The 21,032-nt window shown below is 39.7% G+C and carries 32 protein-coding genes; 19 read left to right on the top strand and 13 right to left on the bottom strand.

Features of this window, described 5'->3' with window-relative positions; translation table 11 throughout:
* Positions 1–10: 10 nt before the first annotated feature.
* A complete protein-coding gene (locus AAJG31_RS03880; RefSeq protein WP_048393888.1) occupies positions 11–586 on the top strand; it encodes a DNA-3-methyladenine glycosylase I in 576 nt (191 codons plus the stop codon).
* Complete coding sequence (locus AAJG31_RS03875; protein WP_279494733.1) at positions 576–1,259, top strand: DUF1963 domain-containing protein; 684 nt, start codon at positions 576–578, stop codon at positions 1,257–1,259. Before AAJG31_RS03880 ends, AAJG31_RS03875 begins: the two co-directional genes overlap by 11 nt.
* On the opposite strand, the gene AAJG31_RS03870 is transcribed toward AAJG31_RS03875, so the two are convergent.
* A complete protein-coding gene (locus AAJG31_RS03870; protein ID WP_048393885.1) occupies positions 1,256–1,561 on the bottom strand; it encodes a hypothetical protein in 306 nt (101 codons plus the stop codon). The genes AAJG31_RS03875 and AAJG31_RS03870 overlap by 4 nt on opposite strands.
* A 75-nt stretch (positions 1,562–1,636) precedes the next feature.
* On the opposite strand from AAJG31_RS03870, the gene AAJG31_RS03865 reads away from it, so the two are divergent.
* On the top strand, positions 1,637–1,837 hold the full coding sequence (locus tag AAJG31_RS03865) for a hypothetical protein (protein WP_048393883.1): 201 nt from the start codon (positions 1,637–1,639) through the stop codon (positions 1,835–1,837).
* A gap of 159 nt (positions 1,838–1,996) precedes the next feature.
* Entirely contained in the window at positions 1,997–2,296 is a 300-nt protein-coding gene (locus AAJG31_RS03860) for a hypothetical protein (protein ID WP_048393880.1), read from the top strand.
* 117 nt (positions 2,297–2,413) lie between these two features.
* Here AAJG31_RS03860 and AAJG31_RS03855 read toward each other — a convergent pair whose 3' ends face one another.
* Entirely contained in the window at positions 2,414–2,914 is a 501-nt protein-coding gene (locus AAJG31_RS03855; protein WP_279494739.1) for a hypothetical protein, read from the bottom strand.
* A 239-nt stretch (positions 2,915–3,153) separates the two neighbouring features.
* Between AAJG31_RS03855 and AAJG31_RS03850 the strand changes: the two genes are divergently transcribed.
* From AAJG31_RS03850 to AAJG31_RS03835, 4 genes are all read left to right on the top strand, one after another.
* Positions 3,154–3,540: a hypothetical protein gene (locus AAJG31_RS03850; RefSeq protein ID WP_103117954.1), complete on the top strand. Its 387-nt coding sequence runs from the start codon at positions 3,154–3,156 to the stop codon at positions 3,538–3,540.
* A 76-nt stretch (positions 3,541–3,616) separates the two neighbouring features.
* Positions 3,617–4,237 (top strand): SDR family oxidoreductase, encoded by a 621-nt coding sequence (locus AAJG31_RS03845; protein ID WP_259949092.1) that lies wholly within the window; start codon positions 3,617–3,619, stop codon positions 4,235–4,237.
* A 15-nt stretch (positions 4,238–4,252) separates the two neighbouring features.
* Positions 4,253–4,429, top strand: a complete 177-nt coding sequence (locus AAJG31_RS03840) for a hypothetical protein (protein ID WP_181574665.1) — start codon at positions 4,253–4,255, stop codon at positions 4,427–4,429.
* A gap of 166 nt (positions 4,430–4,595) precedes the next feature.
* Complete coding sequence (locus AAJG31_RS03835; RefSeq protein WP_016993988.1) at positions 4,596–4,751, top strand: hypothetical protein; 156 nt, start codon at positions 4,596–4,598, stop codon at positions 4,749–4,751.
* A 197-nt stretch (positions 4,752–4,948) separates the two neighbouring features.
* On the opposite strand, the gene AAJG31_RS03830 is transcribed toward AAJG31_RS03835, so the two are convergent.
* The gene (locus AAJG31_RS03830) at positions 4,949–5,149 is read right to left on the bottom strand and encodes a hypothetical protein (RefSeq protein WP_016993987.1); all 201 of its coding nucleotides are present in this window, start codon (positions 5,147–5,149) and stop codon (positions 4,949–4,951) included.
* Positions 5,150–5,299: 150 nt separating this feature from the next.
* Here AAJG31_RS03830 and AAJG31_RS03825 point away from each other — a divergent pair, with 150 nt between their 5' ends.
* The 3 genes from AAJG31_RS03825 (at position 5,300) to AAJG31_RS03815 (ending at position 6,873) form a co-directional block, all read left to right on the top strand.
* Positions 5,300–5,629 (top strand): hypothetical protein, encoded by a 330-nt coding sequence (locus tag AAJG31_RS03825; protein ID WP_279494741.1) that lies wholly within the window; start codon positions 5,300–5,302, stop codon positions 5,627–5,629.
* The gene (locus AAJG31_RS03820; protein WP_066038490.1) at positions 5,613–6,251 is read left to right on the top strand and encodes an O-methyltransferase; all 639 of its coding nucleotides are present in this window, start codon (positions 5,613–5,615) and stop codon (positions 6,249–6,251) included. Before AAJG31_RS03825 ends, AAJG31_RS03820 begins: the two co-directional genes overlap by 17 nt.
* Before the next feature lie 64 nt (positions 6,252–6,315).
* Positions 6,316–6,873: an isochorismatase family protein gene (locus tag AAJG31_RS03815; protein ID WP_279494742.1), complete on the top strand. Its 558-nt coding sequence runs from the start codon at positions 6,316–6,318 to the stop codon at positions 6,871–6,873.
* 37 nt (positions 6,874–6,910) lie between these two features.
* On the opposite strand, the gene AAJG31_RS03810 is transcribed toward AAJG31_RS03815, so the two are convergent.
* Positions 6,911–7,132: a hypothetical protein gene (locus AAJG31_RS03810; protein WP_115673735.1), complete on the bottom strand. Its 222-nt coding sequence runs from the start codon at positions 7,130–7,132 to the stop codon at positions 6,911–6,913.
* A gap of 617 nt (positions 7,133–7,749) precedes the next feature.
* Here AAJG31_RS03810 and AAJG31_RS03805 point away from each other — a divergent pair.
* Positions 7,750–8,631 carry an AraC family transcriptional regulator gene (locus AAJG31_RS03805; RefSeq protein WP_048393870.1) on the top strand — a complete coding sequence of 294 codons (882 nt, stop codon included), beginning with the start codon at positions 7,750–7,752 and terminating at the stop codon, positions 8,629–8,631.
* Positions 8,632–8,643: 12 nt separating this feature from the next.
* Here AAJG31_RS03805 and csaA read toward each other — a convergent pair whose 3' ends face one another.
* From csaA to AAJG31_RS03790, 3 genes are all read right to left on the bottom strand, one after another.
* Complete coding sequence (csaA, locus tag AAJG31_RS03800; RefSeq protein WP_004228641.1) at positions 8,644–8,976, bottom strand: chaperone CsaA; 333 nt, start codon at positions 8,974–8,976, stop codon at positions 8,644–8,646.
* Between the two features lie 88 nt (positions 8,977–9,064).
* Complete coding sequence (locus tag AAJG31_RS03795) at positions 9,065–9,241, bottom strand: hypothetical protein (RefSeq protein WP_004228639.1); 177 nt, start codon at positions 9,239–9,241, stop codon at positions 9,065–9,067.
* A gap of 77 nt (positions 9,242–9,318) precedes the next feature.
* Positions 9,319–9,660: a hypothetical protein gene (locus AAJG31_RS03790; RefSeq protein ID WP_279494744.1), complete on the bottom strand. Its 342-nt coding sequence runs from the start codon at positions 9,658–9,660 to the stop codon at positions 9,319–9,321.
* A 116-nt stretch (positions 9,661–9,776) separates the two neighbouring features.
* Here AAJG31_RS03790 and AAJG31_RS03785 point away from each other — a divergent pair, with 116 nt between their 5' ends.
* The 3 genes from AAJG31_RS03785 to AAJG31_RS03775 all read left to right on the top strand — a co-directional run bounded on the left by AAJG31_RS03785 (position 9,777) and on the right by AAJG31_RS03775 (position 11,170).
* Entirely contained in the window at positions 9,777–10,061 is a 285-nt protein-coding gene (locus tag AAJG31_RS03785; RefSeq protein WP_115673739.1) for a DUF5316 domain-containing protein, read from the top strand.
* Positions 10,062–10,335: 274 nt separating this feature from the next.
* The gene (locus tag AAJG31_RS03780) at positions 10,336–10,644 is read left to right on the top strand and encodes a hypothetical protein (RefSeq protein ID WP_004228634.1); all 309 of its coding nucleotides are present in this window, start codon (positions 10,336–10,338) and stop codon (positions 10,642–10,644) included.
* Positions 10,645–10,750: 106 nt separating this feature from the next.
* Positions 10,751–11,170 carry a hypothetical protein gene (locus AAJG31_RS03775; RefSeq protein ID WP_048393864.1) on the top strand — a complete coding sequence of 140 codons (420 nt, stop codon included), beginning with the start codon at positions 10,751–10,753 and terminating at the stop codon, positions 11,168–11,170.
* A 38-nt stretch (positions 11,171–11,208) separates the two neighbouring features.
* Here AAJG31_RS03775 and AAJG31_RS03770 read toward each other — a convergent pair whose 3' ends face one another.
* Entirely contained in the window at positions 11,209–11,592 is a 384-nt protein-coding gene (locus tag AAJG31_RS03770) for a VOC family protein (RefSeq protein WP_066038485.1), read from the bottom strand.
* A gap of 161 nt (positions 11,593–11,753) precedes the next feature.
* On the opposite strand from AAJG31_RS03770, the gene AAJG31_RS03765 reads away from it, so the two are divergent.
* Entirely contained in the window at positions 11,754–12,566 is an 813-nt protein-coding gene (locus AAJG31_RS03765) for a DnaD domain protein (protein ID WP_279494745.1), read from the top strand.
* On the opposite strand, the gene AAJG31_RS03760 is transcribed toward AAJG31_RS03765, so the two are convergent.
* Positions 12,552–13,472, bottom strand: a complete 921-nt coding sequence (locus AAJG31_RS03760; RefSeq protein WP_279494746.1) for an aminoglycoside phosphotransferase family protein — start codon at positions 13,470–13,472, stop codon at positions 12,552–12,554. The two genes, AAJG31_RS03765 and AAJG31_RS03760, sit on opposite strands and share 15 nt — an antisense overlap.
* A gap of 369 nt (positions 13,473–13,841) precedes the next feature.
* On the opposite strand from AAJG31_RS03760, the gene AAJG31_RS03755 reads away from it, so the two are divergent.
* Both AAJG31_RS03755 and AAJG31_RS03750 read left to right on the top strand, forming a co-directional pair.
* Positions 13,842–14,618: an N-acetylmuramoyl-L-alanine amidase gene (locus tag AAJG31_RS03755; protein ID WP_103117966.1), complete on the top strand. Its 777-nt coding sequence runs from the start codon at positions 13,842–13,844 to the stop codon at positions 14,616–14,618.
* 106 nt (positions 14,619–14,724) lie between these two features.
* The gene (locus AAJG31_RS03750; protein ID WP_048393855.1) at positions 14,725–15,009 is read left to right on the top strand and encodes a hypothetical protein; all 285 of its coding nucleotides are present in this window, start codon (positions 14,725–14,727) and stop codon (positions 15,007–15,009) included.
* Positions 15,010–15,053: 44 nt separating this feature from the next.
* On the opposite strand, the gene AAJG31_RS03745 is transcribed toward AAJG31_RS03750, so the two are convergent.
* The 4 genes from AAJG31_RS03745 to AAJG31_RS03730 form a co-directional block, all read right to left on the bottom strand.
* Positions 15,054–15,662 carry a copper amine oxidase N-terminal domain-containing protein gene (locus tag AAJG31_RS03745; protein WP_279494747.1) on the bottom strand — a complete coding sequence of 203 codons (609 nt, stop codon included), beginning with the start codon at positions 15,660–15,662 and terminating at the stop codon, positions 15,054–15,056.
* Between the two features lie 129 nt (positions 15,663–15,791).
* Positions 15,792–16,283 (bottom strand): DUF2975 domain-containing protein, encoded by a 492-nt coding sequence (locus tag AAJG31_RS03740; protein WP_279494748.1) that lies wholly within the window; start codon positions 16,281–16,283, stop codon positions 15,792–15,794.
* Between the two features lie 142 nt (positions 16,284–16,425).
* Positions 16,426–17,133 carry a DNA alkylation repair protein gene (locus tag AAJG31_RS03735; protein ID WP_115673744.1) on the bottom strand — a complete coding sequence of 236 codons (708 nt, stop codon included), beginning with the start codon at positions 17,131–17,133 and terminating at the stop codon, positions 16,426–16,428.
* Positions 17,134–17,151: 18 nt separating this feature from the next.
* Positions 17,152–17,748 carry a TetR/AcrR family transcriptional regulator C-terminal domain-containing protein gene (locus AAJG31_RS03730; RefSeq protein WP_279494749.1) on the bottom strand — a complete coding sequence of 199 codons (597 nt, stop codon included), beginning with the start codon at positions 17,746–17,748 and terminating at the stop codon, positions 17,152–17,154.
* Positions 17,749–17,875: 127 nt separating this feature from the next.
* On the opposite strand from AAJG31_RS03730, the gene AAJG31_RS03725 reads away from it, so the two are divergent.
* The gene (locus AAJG31_RS03725; protein WP_279494750.1) at positions 17,876–20,956 is read left to right on the top strand and encodes an MMPL family transporter; all 3,081 of its coding nucleotides are present in this window, start codon (positions 17,876–17,878) and stop codon (positions 20,954–20,956) included.
* Positions 20,957–21,032: the final 76 nt, after the last annotated feature.

Genomic DNA, 21,032 nt, shown 5'->3' with positions numbered 1-21,032 from the left:
GGGTATAAAAATGAAAAGATGTGATTGGGTCAAGCTAGATGAGCCTTTGTATGTGGAATACCATGACAAGGAGTGGGGTGTACCGGTCTATGATGACCAGCATTTATTTGAGATGCTTTGCTTGGAGGGGGCACAGGCTGGCTTGAGCTGGTGGACGATTCTCCAAAAGCGTGAAGGCTATCGTGAGGCATTTGATCAATTCGATGTGGAAAAAATTATCCATTATACAGCAGACAAGCTAGAGGAATTGCAGCAAGACACACGGATTGTACGCAATAAATTAAAAATAGCTAGCGTGGTGACAAATGCTAAAGCATATCTCCAAATACAGGAAAAGCATGGCTCATTCTCAGATTATATTTGGGGCTTTGTAGATCACAAACCAGTTATGAATGAGTGGGCATCCATCAAAGAGGTGCCTGTGACGACAGAAATTAGTGATCGTATGAGCAAGCAATTGAAGAAAGATGGCTTTAAGTTTATCGGTAGTACAATTTGTTATTCTTTTATGCAGGCAGTGGGCATGGTAAACGACCATACAACAGATTGCTGCTGTCGACAAAAGGAGCTAGCGGATGGCAATTGAACAAATTCGGGCTCAACTAGCCACGCAGGCCACGATTTTTCAAACGGGTGGTATTCGACCTACACATGATTTATTGGAAAGCTGGATTGGCTATGTGGGCTGGTCCTTACCAGAAGAGCAGCCACCATCTGGCTATCAGCCGCTCGCTACGTTTTTTCTAAAAGGTCTACCCTATGTACCGATGGCATTACAGCCTTTTCAATTAGTCACAGTTTTTGTCGATGAACGTCTATTTGATCATCTGATGGAGGATGATCTTTGTTCTTATTTTGATATTAGAACGTACACCACTTTGGAAGGCTTAGTAAAGCGCGAATGGCAGCATGAACAAATTCGCGCGTTTCCACTCATACCACAGCATATCACGAACGACTATCCAACATGGGATGGGGGCGGTATTCCTGCTCAATTGGAGGAAGAGATATTGACGTTGGAGCATGAAGAGCAGCTCGACTATTTTGAGGATATTGTTGAAGACCTCTATCCACTCCATAAAATTGGTGGCTATCCAAGCTTTTGTCAAAGTGGCGTTGATTTCGGTGACGATGCGCCATTTGTCCTCCAAATTGCCTCCGATGCAAAAGCGCGTTTGAACATCGTGGATCATGGTAATTTTTATTTATTCTACAATCCAACAATCCAGACTTGGCACGTCTATTGTGATTTCTACTAAAGGGATGGCGGCTTGTCTCTTTCATGAATTGTCATCATGATGAACCGGTAAATCAGATATAAGCCAAGGTACGCCCCTGTAATTAGAAAGACAGGGTTTAAGAACACAGCATGGATCGTTGTCATAAAGACTACATCCTCAAGAATAATGTTCGTTATAGCTGTAGCGGCAATCGTGCTAAACAGAATCGCAGCAAGGACACCTAGTATGTTGAAAAGAAGGCGAAAGCTAGCCCATTTGTGCTGAAGATATGCCATAAGGCTGGGGATGCCAATCGTGGCAGTCAGCATGAAAATTGTCATAACATCACATCCTTTCTTTCAGATTGCCCTTGTTCGTTCCTGCATAAACATAGAAAACGATAGGAGGGAAACCGATTGCGATGGCAAGAAGGAGAGTTAAAAAGCACTAGGAAGGTGAAAAAAGTGGAGCATAAAACGGTGGTCAAAAATGGCATTGGCTTTGGTTCGGTTTTAGCGATTACGATCTCCTGGAGTGTGCATCACTCCATCATTTGGGCAATCATCCATGGCTGTTTTAGCTGGCTGTATGTTATTTACTACGCTATCATGCGCTAAGCTTGTAGGTCAGCCTATCAACTAAGATGTTGTTTGAATAAAAATAACATTGGGTACATAAAAACAAAGCGTTCATAATTTTTAATGAGCAAGCATAAATAACAAAGTGCTCTTTTTCCAAAGTACCAATTGTATGAACGTAGAAGAAAGGTTGATAGAATGACACATCAAGTAACGGCTTTAAGTAATGTTAATGGTAATGCTACAGGCGTGGAAGGTATATTACAAAATGTAGCATTTATTTTATCGACGTTTACGATTCCTTGTCCGCTCCGCGAATATGTGACAAGGTCTGATATTCGTAAACCCTTCCAGCGTATGAAGAAAATAAACACAAAACGCCTCATAGAATGTATCCAACGTTTTGAGCCACGAGCTGTCGTAGTAGATGTTGATTATCTTGGCGATGTAAATAGAGGGAAATTAGAGCCCATTGTCAAAGTCATTGTCAATGAATAGCTGAAAAATATGAATTCTGCCAGGTATGGTTTCACGAACCTGGCAGAAGATTAAATGTGCCCTTATAGTGGTAGGATTATGGTATATGAATTGGTGTCAAGTAGGATAATGGAACAGTTACGCGTTTCTAATGGCAATAATTTGCTGGCAATCAATGATAAGTGGTGTTGCTGCTGCAGCATCTACCTCTAAGAATGTAGCACAGCAAGTTTTAGGATCTAAGCTGATGAATAAAATTCCTGCAAAGCTACCGCCACCTGCTAAAATAACATCAACCAAAGTGCCAGGAGATAAGCATCTTAATAGATGACAAATACAGCCTTTACACTTGTGATCTTTGGAATAATCCTTCTCGTAGTAGTACTCTTCCTCCTCTTTTTTGCAAGAGCAAGAATCCTCCTTATGTTCCCATTTACAATGGTCATCCTTTTCATGACACTTACATCGCTGATGCTTCTGTTCCCATTTGCAATGCTCATGCTTCTGTTTGCATTTGCATCCTTCTTGTTTGTGTTCACATTTTTTTTCTAAATGACAATAGCATTTTACATATTGTTCACAGCACTTTTCTTTTTTATGATTCCAATTCATATATTGACTATATCTACTATCCTGCATCTTTTAATCTCCCTTTTTGTTAGTTTTTTAGTAATGGTAGCGCTAACCTTTACATTTCTAATCTATGAAGCCACAAACAAAACTTCTTGGTAATTTGCCCTTTGTACAAAAAGAAAATTATTTTTTAATAATTAAAAAGAGAGAAATAGCCATACATAGCTGTGAGAATAATAACAATTTCAGGGCAAAAGATTGCTAGACTTCCGCCTGTAAATTTCATGGAGAAATGGAGCGAGTGTATGAAAAGTGTCCTGCAAATCTTCTTTTTATTCATGTGCTTACTGGTTGTGATGTCATTGTGGATGGCACAAAGGGAGCCTTTAGCTATAGCTCCGAGCACCGAAAGAGCAACTCCCTATGCTGAAGAGCTTGGCGAAAAATTACAAGCTACGAATTTTACAAAACAAGTGTTACAGGCGATACGGTCGGCAGGCTACTCGCCTGATAGTACAGTTGGTTATCTAATAGACTCTCCAGCGCATCAAGTCATCACTATTCAATTACACGATGGGGAAGAAATTGATGTAAGTACAGAAAGTGAAATTCAATCGATTATCGATGAGCTAGCTGAAAAGAATAATATGCATCTATTTATGGTTGATGTTCAATTACTAGAGCGTGAATAGTAGAGGGGAGGCACTGTGATCTGTGCCTTTTTACATATAAAGGGAATTGTAATATAATGATAAAGAGGTGAGAGAAATGAAAATTTTAATATTAGGCGCGAGTGGACGTGTCGGCAGCCATTTGGTAGAACTAGCAATAAAGGATCAGCATGAGGTCACCCTATTAGTCCGAAATCCCGATAAATTACCGCACCATCATCAACAGCTGTGTGTAATGAAAGGGGATGTTTTAAACAAGCAGGATATCGAGCAGGCAATGCATCATGTGGATGTGGTGGTGAGTGCATTAAATACAGATGGAGGCACTACATTATCGGCTAGCTTACCATTGATTCTTGAAGCGATGACAAAGCAACAGGTGACAAGAATCATTACGATTGGAACAGCAGGGATTCTACAAAGTCGTGTAACGCCGACTCTTCTTCGTTACCAATCAACGGAATCGAAACGAAAATCGACCTTTGCTGCACAGGAGCACCAACGTGTATTCGAACAGCTACAGCAATCTGCAATGGATTGGACAATTGTTTGTCCTACCTATTTACCTGATGGGGCCTGGACAGGAAACTACCGCGTTGAACGCAACTTCTTGCCAGAGGGAGGTAGCGAAATTTCAGTAGCGGATACAGCAGATTTTGCCTACCAACAAATCTTCAGTGAGGAATTTTTGAGAACACGCGTCGGACTTGCCTACTAGAAAAGGGGGAATATAGTGAAATATATTCATGCCATCATCGGGATGGTAATCATTGTCCTAGGATGTGCCTTTCTCAGTACAACCATAGAGGAGGCGCCTGTTAGAAATGTGATGCTGAAAGTCTATGGAGCTATCATTGTTTCCATCGGCTCTTTCTACCTCAAAAAAATTGCGAAATTTGGTAAGCAATAAGCACTTTTACACACGGATAGTCTAAATGGACTTATCGCTTTAACCATTCTTTATCCTAAATCGTCCAAATGATAGCTATTTTAGTGAAAAAATATACTGTTATTTTCCTTTTTATAGAAGGTTTGCTATACTTTATGTCGAATATATCTATTGAAGAGGTGATTGTATGGACAAGGAGATATCAAATAACTATCAATATCCTAAACACCTAACAAGCCTTGATGGAATCGAAACGACAGAATTATATGTCATCAAGATAACAAAGGAACAAGTGGATAGGTTGATTGAGGATATCGATCAAACATTAAAGACGTCGACATGACGTCTTTTTTCATGCCAAAAAAGGCCACCTTCCAAGAAAAGTGACCTCAAAACAGGAGAGCTGTGGAAAGGCTAGATTTGCTTTACCCTACTATTTGTATGTAAAAGTAATCTTGTTAGCTAGCCATTTGCCTGAAAGATAGATGAAATTTACTCGATTTTCTAGCAACTCAGTTCACTATCCATATATGTACTACCTCAGTTCTTCTGACATGAAAAGGAGTAATTCAAAGCCAAATAATCGCGGATGATAGTAGGCTGTCCGCCATTTTCAAGACATAGCTTACTGGCAATTTTAATTTCCTTCTGATTATAGTGAGATTGTGCTCCAATCAAAAATATGCCTGACAGTATCAATAATGTACCGATGCCCAACACATATTTTATAACCCTTTTCACTCATCTAACCTCCATTTCGATACATTTACCCTACTGTCTAACATATGTTGAAGCATAAAAGCATTATGTTTAATTGACAATTTGTATACGTTTGTATACAATCAGTTTAAGTTAATGTATACAAATGTATACAAAAGGAGTGTTTTAGAAATGAGAGGATCTGGATTTAGAGAGCATATGAGAGAGGGACACCACCGTGGAGGACGCCACAGAGGCATGGAAGGCGCGCCACAGCGAGGAGCAAAAACGTTCCGACGCGGCAAAGCGATTTCATTTTTAGAGATGCTGTATGTGAAGCGAGCTACCATTAAACAGCAATTAGAACAGCCAGAATTTCAATCGATTCAGCAAATTTTAGTCGGTGAATTAAAAGCCATCGATCTAGTTATCCAAGAATTTTGCCAGTTGTTTGATATTCAAGAAAATGAAACCAACGACAGTCTACAAGAGGAAGATAACGCACATGAAACAAATGAATAACTATATAGATGAGGTATTTTATCAGGACGATGCCCTATTAGAGGATGTCCTGTCCTCTATTGCCGAAAATGGTATGCCTGCTATTTCTGTCTCTCGATCATCAGGAAAGCTGTTGACGATGCTTGTATCGATTACTAGGTCAAAGGCTATTTTAGAAATTGGTGCTCTTGGCGGCTTTAGTGGTATTTGTCTGGCGAGAGGAATGGAAGGGAAAGGCAAACTGACATCCCTAGAGTTAGAGGATAAATATGCACAGCTAGCCGCCAAAAATCTTGCCAAGGCAGGCTTTGCCGAGCAGGTAACGTATATGACAGGTCCTGCATTGGATAGCCTTGAAAAGCTTGTGGCAACGGGACAGTGTTTTGATTTTTTCTTCATTGATGCTGATAAGGATAACTATGAAAATTATTTAGCCTATTGCATACAGCTAGCAAGCCCTGGTGCATTCATTGTGACAGATAATGTCCTAGCAGGAGGCAGTGTAGCAGACCCTATGGCGACACCCAAGCGCTATACAGCCATCATGAAAAAGTTCAATGTCACAGTGGCTAATCATCCGCAGCTGGATTCGATTCTTTTACCCATTGGGGATGGTATGACGGTTTCAAAAGTTATAAAATAATGCATATCAGAAATTAACTATTAATGGTAAAATGTTGTTAGCAAACGATAAGGGAGAGATGCTTTTGAAGCAAGCACTAGTGATCATTGATGCACAGCAAGAATTAATCGAGGGGAATCAGGATGAACAAGCCGTCTATCGCAAGGATGAATTGCTTAAAACAATCAATGCCGTTATTCAAAAAGCTACTGAGGCAGAGGCACATATTATCTTTGTGCGTGATCGGGATGTAGCTGGTGGAGAAGGGAAAGGCTTTCAGGTACATCAAGCGATCCAAGTACCAACTACCGCTGTTTATTTTGATAAACTGGCTACGAACGCTTTTTATAAGACAGGCTTACTCGATTATTTACAGGCCAATGAGGTAGAGCATTTGGTGATGATGGGCTGCAAAACCGAGCATTGCGTGGATACAGCAGTTAGAGCAGCAACTATTCAGGGCTTTGATGTCACATTGGTGGGAGATGGCCATTCAACAAATGGTTCCCAATACTTATCACCAGAAGATACGGTTGCCCACCATAACGACATCCTGCATGGCCATTACAATGTGGATCATTTCTCACTTGTGCGAAACGCCGATGAAGCATTATTTGAACCAACACATCATAGTTATCGCTAATTATAAAATGACCAAGAATCTAGGTTCTTGGTCATTTTTACATATAGAAATGATTGAGCATCCAACCTATAACCGTACTCACGATACCAACTCCTATCAAGACTAGCCCATGGGTTGGTGCTTGATAATCCTTTTTAAGTACAATCCCCATACAGATAGCCATAAGCCCACAAAAAGCTTGGAATAGGAGAAGGGCTACTACCACATTGACCCAACCGATGATTAAAAGTAATCGCTTACTATTATTTTCATGTACCATTTATTGTTCTCCTTCTTCATTTCTATGTAAATAAAGTGCCATACCTAACACGCATAGTAGTAGGATTGAAAAAATAATAGACATTGTCGCTTGATAGACAATGGCAGTTATGAACAAAAACAATAAAATAATCAGTATGATGAGACGGAGTAGGAATTTTGTTTTTTTACGAATGGCGAAAAAATCCTGTAGAATAATGAGTAAAAAGCTCACACCAAATAGGAGAGCATATTTACACCCTCACCTTGTAAGTATTTTAAAATAATTATAGGAATGAGTATGTATTTTAAATACTTGTACCACTGGAAAAGACGATCCATGTTGCTGCCTCCAGCTCAATAGACTATTTTTACAAATATTGTAACGAAAATTATGATCCGACACAATGATCTTTTATTTTCATAGGGCCACTGTGCGAGCAGTGACCCTAAGTATCAAGTCAGGAGGTGTAAGGCTAAAATTAGCTTTACACTATTATATGTATGTGAAAGTAGCTTCAAAAGCTAGTTATCTGCCTGCTCGATAGATTATTTTTTGGAAGGCGACTAAATGGGGCACCAATTGTCGGATGAAGGGCTACTATTCCTGCTAAAGTAAAGATAAGGAAGGTGAAAGAAGTGGATTCTTTAACAAGGTTGAATAAGGCGATTACGTATATCGAGGCCAATCTAACAGAGGAAATTGATGTGCAAGAAGCTGCGAGATTAGCTTATTGTTCGGAATACCATTTTAAACGTATGTTTTCCTTTCTAGCAGGCATCTCGCTATCAGAGTATATTCGTCGTAGGCGTCTGACGCTTGCCGCACTGGAACTATCAGATTCATCTATGAGAATTCTCGATATCGCGATTCGTTATGGCTATCGCTCTGCAGATGCATTTACAAGAGCCTTTCAGCAAATGCATGGCATCACACCATCGGAGGCGAGGCAAAATGGTCAGCACCTAAAAGCGTTTCCACGAATGACCTTCCAACTTACCATACAAGGAGGTTGTGAAATGAATTACCGACTCGAACAAAAAGAAGCGTTTCACATCGTGGGTCTTATGAAAAGAGTACCTATCGTCTTTCAAGGAGAAAATCAAGCGATAACTGAAATGGCACGTGCATTAACAATGGAGGATATTGGGCAACTAAAAAAGCTGTCGAATCTAGAACCAACAGGAATCATCCAAGCCTCCACAAACTTTTCTGAGGGCAGAATGGAGGAAAAGGGCGAGCTTGATCATTATATCGGCGTAGCCACAACCGAAACGTCTCACCATTTTTCACAGTTGGATGTACCCGCTTGTACGTGGGCTGTCTTTGAAGCGGTTGGACCATTCCCACAAACACTGCAGGAAACATGGGGGCGCATTTATGCGGAGTGGTTCCCATCATCTGGCTATGAACAGGTTGCTGGTCCAGAAATCGTGCGCCATACAAGCACGGATTTTTCCTCACCAACCTTTACAAGTGAAATCTGGATACCACTTCAGAAAAAGAAGCCTCTTGCATAATGCGAGAGGCTTTTACTGTATTTTCGTTCCATTGGGCAGCTGCTGATCGGGCGTTAACAGGATTACATCTCCCTCCACAGGTACACCACCAATGACTAATACCTCTGACTTAAAACCCGCAACGCGACGTGGCGGGAAATTAACAATCGCCACTACTTGCTTCCCAATAATGACTTCGGGTGTATAACGCTTCGTAATTTGTGCGGAAGACTGTTTAATGCCCAATTCTTCACCAAAATCAATTTTCATTTTAATCGCAGGAACCCGAGCCTTTGGCAGTTCCTCAGCCTCTAATACCGTGCCGATTCGTATATCAAGTGCTATAAAATCTTCTATTGTCGCCATCACTGTACTCCTTAAGCTTTTATGACAATGTTAGCATTTAATAGAAAAAAATACAAAAAAGAAGAGCACATAGCGTGCCCTTCTCTCGTTAACGACGATGCTCTACCAGGTCAATCGCACCTAACACAATATGTGCTAAGCCAAAGCCAAAAATCGTATTGGCCACCATTTTGTTAGAGCCATGTTTTTGCTTCATTGCATAGCCTGCCGCCGTAACAGCTGACCCGAGTATAGTGGGGATTAAACCTTCACGAATTCCATTCATAAATTGATCCCTCCGTCGTATGATTCGGCGTGAGTTTCACACCATACTTACTATGAACGTTTGGCGCGGATACTATACTAGGCATCAACCGTATCAATCATGAAAGCAGTGATCTCCGTTTGATCTGCATTTGTATAGGCCTTGCAAAAAAGAACCACAGCACTTTCTTCATCATCAAACCATAAATAGCGAATTTCTGTTGTGAAACAACTTTGGTCGTTCATTTCATACACATCAATAGCTAAGGAAGCTTCATCCAGCGGCCATGTTAAGGTACCTTGCAAGGCGAAAACCTCCTGCAGAAATATAGCAGTATCCTCTGTTAATATCTTCTCCTGTTGAAGTTTCTCATATCTATTATGTACTAAATCATCTAAGGTCATTTTCGTTAATGCACTTATTTTGTCTTTCATTTGCATAGCCTCCCTCCTTATAGTTATTTTACTGGAAAAGGAAAAATCTTGTATAGGTAAATAGGGATTTATTGAAACGAAAAAGAGCGGTTAGCCGTATAATAAACGAAGGGGGGCTGAAAATGAAGTATATAGGCATTGGCACCATCTTGTCCATTCTAGGTGTGATATGCTCCATTCTCATATGGGGTACAGAGGAAGCCCATTTGCTTTCAGGGCTACTCGGTGGAATTTTCATCGTTTCTGCCATGTTATTGTCAGGAGCCATCGCAAGCGGAGATAGAATGCGCGCCAATTTCGCAACAGAAACCAATGAAGACAGAAACGAACGCAATCTTCTCATGAATAATGCGTTACTATTAGCAATACCAAACATTATCGTAGCAATCTTTGTTTATTATTTATGAAGCTAATAGCAGCCATCAATTTAGAATAAGCTTGGTATTCAGCACATTTAGCATTCTATCCACCGATTTGAAATGAGCAATCCATTCTAAGCGATTCTATCCATCAAAATGAGCGATGTATCCGTCAGATTAGACATTGTATCCGTCACATTTAGAATTCTATCCACCAATCATTACATATAAAAATCATAAAAAGTGTCACATCTACCCTAGGTGTGGCTTTTTTTGTTGCATTTAATAGAGAGGAGTACATTTGCAATAGAGAGGTGGTACTATGCAATTAACAGATGGTACACAGATATTTGACACGGACATCATTGATGAAGCTGCTAAAAAGAGGGAGCGTGATGAGCAGGAGCGGGAGATGCTCAACGCCTTTGCCCGCTATGCATACCTACGATATAAGCAAATACGAGACAAAGTAAATCCGCGGAAATGCAAATATATGTATATTCATCAGGTACGTCAGCAATTAGCATTACCTGCTAGACTACAACGTGTTTGCAAGCTGCTAACGATGACGGAAGAGGAAGTTCTCTACATTGTTGAATTTGTGCGGAAGTATTTGAAATACGTTAAATAAGCCTCATCTACAAAGATGGGGTTTTTTTACATAATTTCTAGGGAGAATTGTTTCTCAACAACCGCTCCATATAGTATGATGAACGTGTATAAAGGAGTGAGCGTAGTTGAGATTGATTAAATTTCTAGTGGTAATTGCTATATTTGTTGGTGTAGTGGGGTATGGTGTACTACATTTCGGCACAAAATTTGCCTCTGAAAAAATTGTAGATACCTTGTCGACAGAATTAGAAAATAGCGGACAAAAGGAAGAAATCAAAAATACCATTGAAAATGACCCACAATTAAAAGCCTATATGGAAGAGGCGAAAACGGTCGATAGCAGTACATTACCGTTTACGACAAAAGAAGAGGCAACGAAAGTCTTAATTCAAAAAGTGGGCATTACCGATTTGAACGACATGCGTGTAAAATTGCAGGACGGCTCGATGACGCAGGAAGAAGCTCTACAAATGGTGGAAGGCAAATTATCCGATGAAGAGATTGCAGCTTTAAAAGTCATTGTCTATAAAGAGCTTTATGAATAACAAACAGCAGAAGCAATTGTTTGCTTCTGCTGCTTGCATTACCCATTACAGATCATGATTATATTTCCATCTAAATCTTGAATGTTGAAGTAAGCAAAGTCATCAAAACGTTCTATAGGCCGAACAATCGGAATGCCCTTGTCTTGCATAGACTGATAGGCATCGTCAATATTGTTTGTGTAGAAATTAAACAACACATGCTTGGACGGCTGTAACTGAAAGCCAGGATCAAATGTGTGATCGTCTAAGGTAATTCCCGTCTCAGAGGAAATGGGTAAATTGTAGACAGGCGAAACTACCTTCTCTTCACAAAAGGGCAGACCAAGAAGTTGGCTATACCATTCTGCTGATTGACGTAAATCTCGGACATGAATAAAAACATTATTCACCTTCTTGGTAAGAGGGGACGTTACAAAATTCATTCTTTCTACCACCTTTCGCTTGTTATGATAGGAATTCGCTAAAAAATTTTTTTCACCTGCTTAAAAGAGCATGCTTCATGGCATGTTCTTTTTTTATGTCCCATTTTTAAAAATTTTCTTTATATAGTTAGAAAGGACATTAGATGGAAAGAGGGATCGTCATGATTTATCGAGTAGCCAAAAAGGAGAATTATGTGGTTTTGGATAAAGCCTTTTTAAATGATGAGCAATTAAGCTGGAAAGCAAAGGGTCTGCTTGCCTATATGCTGTCTTTGCCAGATGATTGGTCATTTAGTCTTGCAGATATAGCAATACGTAGTAAATGTGGGCGGGAAGCGACAGCCAAAATTTTGGACGAACTCATAGAGGCGGGCTATCTTCAAAAAGTACAGGAACGAGGAAAAGACGGCAAGTTCGGTAGGGTAGAATTTTTCGTTTATGAAGCATCAAAACGTGCTGCTATACCGTCAACGGGAAATTCGTCAACGGTCGTACCATCGACGGAAAAGCCCACACTACTAAATAATAATTTACTAAATAATCAATTACTAAAAGATAAAGATGATAAGGAGTCTACTAACACTGCCTACCACTTTTATGTACAACAAGGCTTTGGCAAACAAACAGCCTATATTGCTAGTAAAATTCGTCACTGGCTCACTATTTTTTCAGAGGACATGGTCATCTATGCGATGAAGCTAGCGGTGGAGCATAATGTTTTACGCTGGCGGTATGTAGAGAGCATCTTACAAAATTGGTGCCATCAGAACATAAAGAGTCTTGCAGATATTGCTATCGACCAGCAGCGTTTTCAAGCCCGCAAGCAGCAAGTGTCATCACATTCTAAAGCCAGACGACGGGAAATCATTCCGCAGTGGTTTCAGCAGCGTGGTGATCAGGAACAAGAATTTCAGCCAACAATTGATTTTGCAGCAGAACGACAAAAAATTTTAGCCCTCTTACGGAGTGAATAAATTCTCCGCATACCATAAAGGCTTAATCGATGAAAAGTTATCATGATCCTGTAAAATCATGTGAATTCTTTCCAACGCATCGTCAAAGGAGCGTGGGTCATAGTGACGAGTCCAAACAATGGTTGAAAAGACAGTCATGGCTGCATAGAGGGCATATAACCGCCAAAACATATCGTCTGGTGAAGATGAAAAATAGCCATCAATCTGCCCAATACAATAGGGGATACTTTGTCGTCTACTAAACAAGGCAAGATTATAAAAATCATGATAAGGATCACCCACATCATAGCCATTAAAATCTATCACCCCATTGTAAGTATGTCCTTTACAAATAATGTGACCGAGATGAAAATCATCATGAAGCAGGGTGATGGGGCGTTGCTTTAACAGTGGTAAGTGCGTTTCAATAAAGCGCAATAGTTTAGCTTCTTGTGGAAGTTGATAGGCATCTTGTTGGTATGCCTTCAAATAGGTAGAAAACTTTTTGAGCTGTGTTGTCTCCCAATGAATCATTTGCGGAGGGCTCACTTGATGTATTTTTCTTAATTCTTTCCCCGCCGCAAGCCCAAGGTGGAATTGCTCAGAGTCAGAAAGTTCCTGAATAATTTCATCTGCTGGTGTTTCTTCTAAAAAGCTAACGACCATTGCGGATATATTGGCTTCCTGAAACAAGGTATAGTCAACGGCTTTATGTGTTCTTACACCCTGCTTTGCTAACTCTTGGAGCAAGGAAAACTCTACTGCACGTTTGTCATGATGTGCTAGATCTGACAAGCGCACCAAATAGCGCGTTTCACCAACTGTTACCAGATACTTGCTATCAGGTGAATAGCCTTTGTTAATTTTCACTAGCTGTGTAAAGCCGTGTAAGCTTGGTAATTGACGAATAATCTCTACTGCCTGCACACTTTCTTTCCTCGCTTTCAATATTTTAGAAGAACTAAAATACTACAGAAAACAATACTTTGTCAATGCTTGGAAGCGAGAAAAGAGGTTATAAAATCATAATGAAAAAATAGTAAAAGAGCACAACTAACTAGAAAACACTTTTGTGCGCGCATTTACTAATAGTAAGTGGATGTCCTTGTGACATTCACACTTCATAGCTTCGAGGAAAGAGAGGTGAAACGATCGCAGTAGCCTTAAGCGCGAAAAGAAGCTAATAAGCCTCAAAAGGAACCTCTAATTATCTGTTGTTTACCCTAAAAAACCCAAAAAGAAGAAAAGAATAACATAGCGTCAGTCGCTAAAAATAATAGGAAAGGACGGTGCAACATGAGTTATGTTATTGAAAAACAGATGATGTCAGGGCTACCGAATCAAGCGCTAACGGCAGTCAAATACGTTGTGGCGCATGAATCAGGTAATGGCAGCAATACAGGTCCAAATGCATTGGAAAACGAAATTGCCTATATGAATCGAAATAAAGCCAATGCCTTTGTTTCTCACTGGGTAGGCGGTGGTGGAAGAATCGTACAAGTAGCCCCAGTCAATCTCGTGCAATATGGCTGTGGACCAAAGGGAAATCCGTATAGCTATGCCCAGGTGGAATTGGCACGGACTGCTGATAAGGAACAATTTAAAAAGGACTATGCGGCTTATATTTGGCTGTTACGTAAGCTTGCGATAGAGGCAGGGATTCCCACTGTTTTAGATGGTAGCGGCAACGGTATTAAGTCACATCGATGGATTGCGGAAAATCTAGGAGGCACTACGCACAAAGATCCTTTTGACTATTTAAAAAGTATGGGGATTACAGAAGCACAGTTCCAGCAAGATATTAAAAATGGGCTTGAGGAGGGATTAACTGTGTCACAATATAATGAGCTAAAACAAGAAATAGAGACGTTGAAAAGCTTACTAGCTGAAAAAGCTAGTTTACAAACAAGCAGAGAAGTGGGAGCAGCCCATAAAGAGGCTTGGGAGTGGGCTATTAGCGAAGGCATTATCCGAGGCGATGGAAGTAAGAACATGAATCCAGCAGGCGCCTTAACAAGAGAGCAAATGGCGACCATGCTGAAACGCTATTACGACAAATTTATAGCCAACTAATTGTGCAGGATAAAGCTCCTATGTCATCACGAGCTTTATCCTTTTTCATTGAATAAAGGTTTTTTAAAAATTTTGTCGAATGTAGTAGAAGAGAGGAGGGGTTTTGATGTTAACCAAAATAAGAAAAGTAAAATTTGAACAAGAAAGAAAAAATCCATTATACCAAGTGGTGATGGAATGTCCCGATGGTAAGCAACTCTATGTAAAATTTGATTATACGTATAAAACAAAAAATTTCTGGCCATTAGAAGTGAATTATAATAAAAAGAACTATGGTGCAAAGCTAGCATGGTATACAAATGAAGTCGAGAATATGACAGTGGCTTTATTTCTAGAAACGATTGCTGGTAAAATCAACAAGAAGTATGATTTTAACTTTAAGAAACAATAAAAAAAGCAGCACCTTGTAGGAGCATACTGCTTAAGACTTGTCCATTATTTAGTTGAGATATAAACAACAAGTGCTGCCTCATCAAATGTTACATTTGCGCCAAGTGCTTGACTGACAAAGCGTAAAGGCACCATTGTTGTACCTTGATATATTTCAGCAGGATGGCTGAGTGTGATTGTTGATGCAGAACCATTTGTATCAACATAAGCCGTTTTATTCCCCACACCAATCACAATTTTTTTACTGTCCTTTGTTGCCGTTACTTTTTTCGTTGCATTATCATAGCTAACCGTTGCCCCAAGAGATTCAAAGATTGCCTTCATTGGCACTAAGGTTGTGCCATTTTTCATATAAGCGCTAGGCGTATAATTTTGCTTCACGTCATTTAAATAGACAGCAACCTTCGTTAATACAGGTGCTACAGTTGCTTTAGGGGCTGGCGCAGAATAACTTTGACCGCCTGAAGAAGACCCTGCATTATTGCCACCATTGCCATTATGATAATGATAGCCAGAACAAAGCCCTTTAGCCTTTGATTTGTCAGAACAGTTGTGACCGCCATTGCTATCTAAACGCCCTGGATGTGCACTCGCAATAGAGGCAGTGGTGAAAAATAATGTAAGCATCGCCACCAACAAAACCAATTTCTTCATATAAATCCTCCAATTATCAAAATATGTAATTATTATACTATTGAAAAGAGAATTTTGATATGTTTTTATAGGAAATTAGTTTTAAACCAATAAAAGGCACTACCAGTCAAGATTGGTAGTGCCATTTTGTTATACGGTTAATTGATTTTCGTTTTGGAGATCAATGGCTTTTTGGAGTAGTCGATGCAGAACGGCTGCAAAGGTTGCAATCGTACTGGTTATAAAGATGCTTATGAGTGTCAGCGTAAAAATTCCTGTAATATCTTCCTTGCCAGTAAACATCATCATAATTGTTGCAATACCTAGCACAAGGCCGGCTACAATAGTGAGAGCACAATTTTTGATCGTTCTCAAAGCCCGTACAGATGATTTGGAGAACGCTTTATGCTGGTCGATGTTCGTTAAGAGGCGATAGGCCTTATACAACGCCGTGTAATAGGGAATGCATAGTGCATACACATAGAGTAAAAAAAGATAAGACAAATAGGAGGATTCGGGATGTGCCGCTGCATCTCTACTGGCTATCCCAGGTAGCCAAAATAGTCCTAAAGCTAATACAGGGATACCTAGCAGCATAATCACACTCTTTAGGAAAATGGTTGACCCCTTTTTATGTTTCATACAAAACACCTCACTGGTAATGATATATTGATTTTAAAATAAAATTTATCGATTTTCAATAAAAATATATTATTATTCATTGATTTTTTTCGTTTTAAAAGACATCCATCCTTATAGGATAGATGCCTTTTAAATGGGATGATTAACATCTTACATATTTACGTTTAAAGCCAATTCTGCCTCGCTCTATTTCCTTTTGAATTGTTTCATAAGCATTTAGCTGTGTGCTTTTCTTGTTGTCTCGCTTCATTTCTACAGGACCAATCGCTTGTGCGGTTGCTACTGCTTGTTCGTGGAGCGGCACATAGGAAATAGCCACTGTATATAAAAAATTATTCATGGCCGATTTTGTACGTTCGGGTACGTCGTGGATGGTATTTTTCACGACATCCAGCATGTTAGCCAGCTTGCTCTCGGAAAATTCGCTATCCTTGCGATTCCCTAATAGCCAGCAATAGCAGCTCCAGCCCGCAGACATTTTCAGTTCCTCACCACTGGCAATCCACGCATCCGCCACCTCCTGAGCAATCGGTGCCTCTGCTAAAGTAACCGCTACTACATAATCCGACAGCATATAAAAATAAGCTGCCTCCATCCATCGATTAAAATCTTCCACAGTCATGGCTTTTGGATCTGCTATGATGCCAGCAAAGTACATCGCATCATAGTTACCAGTAGCATAAAGCTCTTCTGCTAGAGCCTGATCGATTTTAATTTTCTTCGCAATGGGCTTCATTGCACCTGTTGCCACACCAAATAACGGCTCATGGGCGCCATTTGACATATACATTTTTTTCGTCCGTTCCTTGCCAAGAGCCTCTAGCTCCTGCATCACCAATTCAGCATTCATAATAGCACTTCCTTTTCTTTAAATATCGATTGCCTTGAGACAGCTAGTATTATTTACACCATATAGCGTTTTAGTTCCTTCTAAGTGGTCGCTTAAGAACCGATCCACCATTTGAATAAGCTCTTCAACGGAAAAATCAAGCTCGCCCTGTAGCCAGCTAATGGTAACAGCCGTAATGGATACAGTGAAAAAATGGGTCACAAAACTCATATATTTTTTCTCTACCTCTTGACACATTTCCGCAATTTGCTTCACAAAGTCTTCAATAATGCTATATATTTCTTGATGGAAAAAGCGATTAAAATGCTCATGGCCCATGGAGTTAATAGCATTTAGTGCAAACGCTCGATTTTTTTCTAAGTACAATAATATATCGCGATAGCCTTCTTGCCAAAGGCTTTCATCCTTATAATCATCCAGTAACTCAATTGCCTCTCGCTCTAGTGTCCACTTCAATAAATCATAAATATCCTCAAAGTGATAGTAAAACGTCTGTCGATTCAATTGTGCTTTCTCCATGACTTCCTGTATCGATATCTTTTCTAACGGCTTAAGGACCATTAAGTCTTTTAAGACACTGGCTAATTGCCTTTTTGTTTTTTCACTTTTTTTCATACAGATCACCTTTTTTACAATTTTGCATTTTTGTCTGAATTTATACAGATCACGTTATCTGTCTATATCTTGCTCTTCCTTTCTTGATATACAGTATAGTCAGTTCTAATTGGAAAGGAAGAAAAGCATGAAAAAGTCATGGATATTGAGTCCTGTTTTTTGGGTGATAACAGTTATCGTGATGCTGATGATAATGCCTAATCTTGAAAAACTTGTACTAGATAAAGGACAAATCACATTGCCTAGTGACTTAGAGAGTGTCATTGGCACAGAGCTGTTAAACGATATTCAAAACGAAGGGAAGGATACCTATTCGTTTGTCTATGTATTTCATCAAGAAAAGGGTCTAACAGCTACTGATTATTCGGCAATCGAAGAGGTCCTTCATCATTTAAACACAAATAAGCTTCTTATCACAAATGCGCTCTTCCATACAGACAGTGAGCATGCGGCGAATCAATTGGTTAGTAAAGACCATACAACCGTCATGGCACAATTGTCAATCGATAGAAAGATCGGTACAGCCAGTGAAGCGGCAGCGCTATTAAGGGCGGAAGTGAAAAATTTACCAATGGATACATATGTAACAGGAGCCGATATTGTGATGGATGATTTCTCTGCCACAACCCAAGAAGGTGTGAAAAAGACTGAAATCATTGCTATTATCTTTATCATTGCCATATTAGTGATTATTTTCCGTTCACCGATCATTCCATTGATCTCGCTTTTAACAGTAGGGGTGGCTTATGCTGTATCATTATCCATCATCGCCTTACTTACTAATTATTGGGATTTTCCGTTTTCTAACTTTACACAAGTATTTTTAGTTGTCATATTATTTGGGATTGGTACAGACTACAATATTCTTTTGTTTACTCGCTTTAAAGAGGAATTGGCTAAAACAAATCATGTCTTAAAGGCGATACAAAACACCTACAGAACCGCAGGCAAAACCGTATTACTAAGCAGTTCATCTGTGTTAATAGGCTTTACGGTGTTGTATTTTTCAAAATTTACCTTGTATCAAAGTGTTAGTGGAATCGCGATTGGCATTTGTATCTTATTGGCGGTTTTGATGACATTAAACCCATTCTTTATGGCATTGCTTGGCTTTAAGCTGTTTTGGCCAAGTAAGGCTATATCAGAGCATACTGAAAATAAGCTGTGGGGTTTTTTAGCAAAAAACGCCTTTGCAAGACCAATCGTTGGCATTATCTTTGCCTGTATCCTCACTGTGCCATTTATTTATCACTATTCAGGAGGGCTCAATTATAATGATTTAGTAGAAATCGATGACAAATATGAATCGAAGCAGGCAATTAGTTTGATTGAAAAACATTATGAGCCTGGTATGAGTGCGCCCGCCACACTTGTCATCCAACAAAATGAATCGCTCGCAAGCACTGATTATTTACGTGCATTAGATGAATTAACTGGCATTATTGCGAATACACCTGGTGTAGCGAAAGTCTATTCTCCGACACGTCCAGAGGGGGAGCGTATTGCTGATCTTTATGTGAATGAACAAGCAAATACTCTACAGGGGGGCTTAGGAGAAGCACAGGAGGGTGTCGGTTCCATTCAAAAAGGACTACAGGATGCCACCAATCAATTATCGAAAGAACAAGATGTCAGTGGTGTCCAAAATTTAATAAATGGCACCATACAATTACAGAATGGAGCTAGTGATTTAACCAACGCGCTACAAGGATTAACAAATGGCTTAGACAAGGCAGCAAACGGTTCTACAGATTTAATAAACGGGACAGTATCCCTAGAAGCGGGACTTGGGGAGCTTCAGCAAGGGCTCAATCAATTACAAACCTTCTATCAACAAATTGATACGGGCTTTCAACAATATCGTTCCGTTTTTTCTCAAATCGAGCAGCTAATCACGTCCTCTAAACAAGCGTTCGAAGGTATTTTAGGGGCCATGAATGCGTATGTCCAAGCAAACCCGGTAGCAGCAGAAGATGACAACATCCAAACAACTATAAAGACTGCTCAGCAAGGACTAAGTTCGTTAAATGCATTAGATGTTGTATCACTTTCAGCCCAATTTAATCAATTAACACAGGCTTTTGGGCAAGCCAATACCTCCCTAGCTAATGCCCAATCAGCCATTGTGACATTAAAAGCAGGCGCTCGTACTCTAAAAAATGGTGTCAATGATTTATCCCAAGGAATAGGGACAGCAGCACAAGGAGCCAATCAAATAACGACTGGTTCACACAATTTAACCAATGGATTAGCTGAGGTAAAAGCAGGTCAACAGCAATTACAGCAACAATTAACCAGTCTACAGGATAGCATGGTGGAACTGCGCAATGGATTAGGCGAAGGAGCAGAAGGGCTAGAAGATATCTACGCAGGATTAGATGATGCAAATGGCTATTTACATGAATTGTCAAACAAAGAAACAGGGACATTCTTTATACCAGCAGAGGTGTTACAGGGTGAGTTCCAGGAAAGCTTAAATGCTTATATGACCGATGATCGTCATGCCGCAACCTTCATGATTATTCTGGATGTCAATCCCTATAAGGAAGAAGCTATGACGATTATGCGTGACATCAAGCATCGAGTAGACAGCTATGTGGAAAGTTCGTTATTGCAGCAAGCAAACGTCTATTTAACAGGTAAAACAATGAGTAATATCGATTTACAAGAAATTTCTTCAGCTGACTTTATACGAAGTGCAGTACTGATGCTTGCCGGCATTAGCGTGATTTTATGGTTAATCACACGCTCCTTTTTACAAACACTTATTATTAATGCCAGCTTATTAATCGCGACATTTGCCAGCCTTGGTTTAACTGAAATGATAGCGAAACAGCTGCTAGATTATGACATGCTTAGTTGGAATGTACCATTCTTTACGTACATTATGATTGTCTCACTTGGTGTGGATTACTCGATTTTCTTGATGATGCGCTATAACGAAACAGCACAAGCAGGACTGAGGGAAATTATTCCAACAAGCCTACAAATGGGAAGCGTTATTTTAGCAGCGGCCGTTATTTTAGGTGGCACATTTGCTGCACTAATGCCATCTGGCGTTATTACACTGATTCAGGTAGCGATGGCAGTCATTATTGGATTAGTGATCTTGACGTTTATGATGATGCCAATTTTTATTCCAGCTTGGTTTGGGTTTGCCGACAAAATAAAATTATTCCTAGCAAATAGAAAAGAGAAAAATCTGTAACGTCATCTATTTTTTAAGAATAGAAAAAATACTATTATATGAAATGAAAATGTGGATTTGGTATTTTCCAAATCCA

Origin of the sequence: Lysinibacillus sp. BS3 (assembly GCF_039614735.1) — a bacterium.
GTDB lineage: Bacteria > Bacillota > Bacilli > Bacillales_A > Planococcaceae > Lysinibacillus > Lysinibacillus capsici.
The sequence above is the reverse complement of the archived record's forward strand: the minus strand, read 5'-3'. Positions and strand labels throughout refer to the sequence as shown.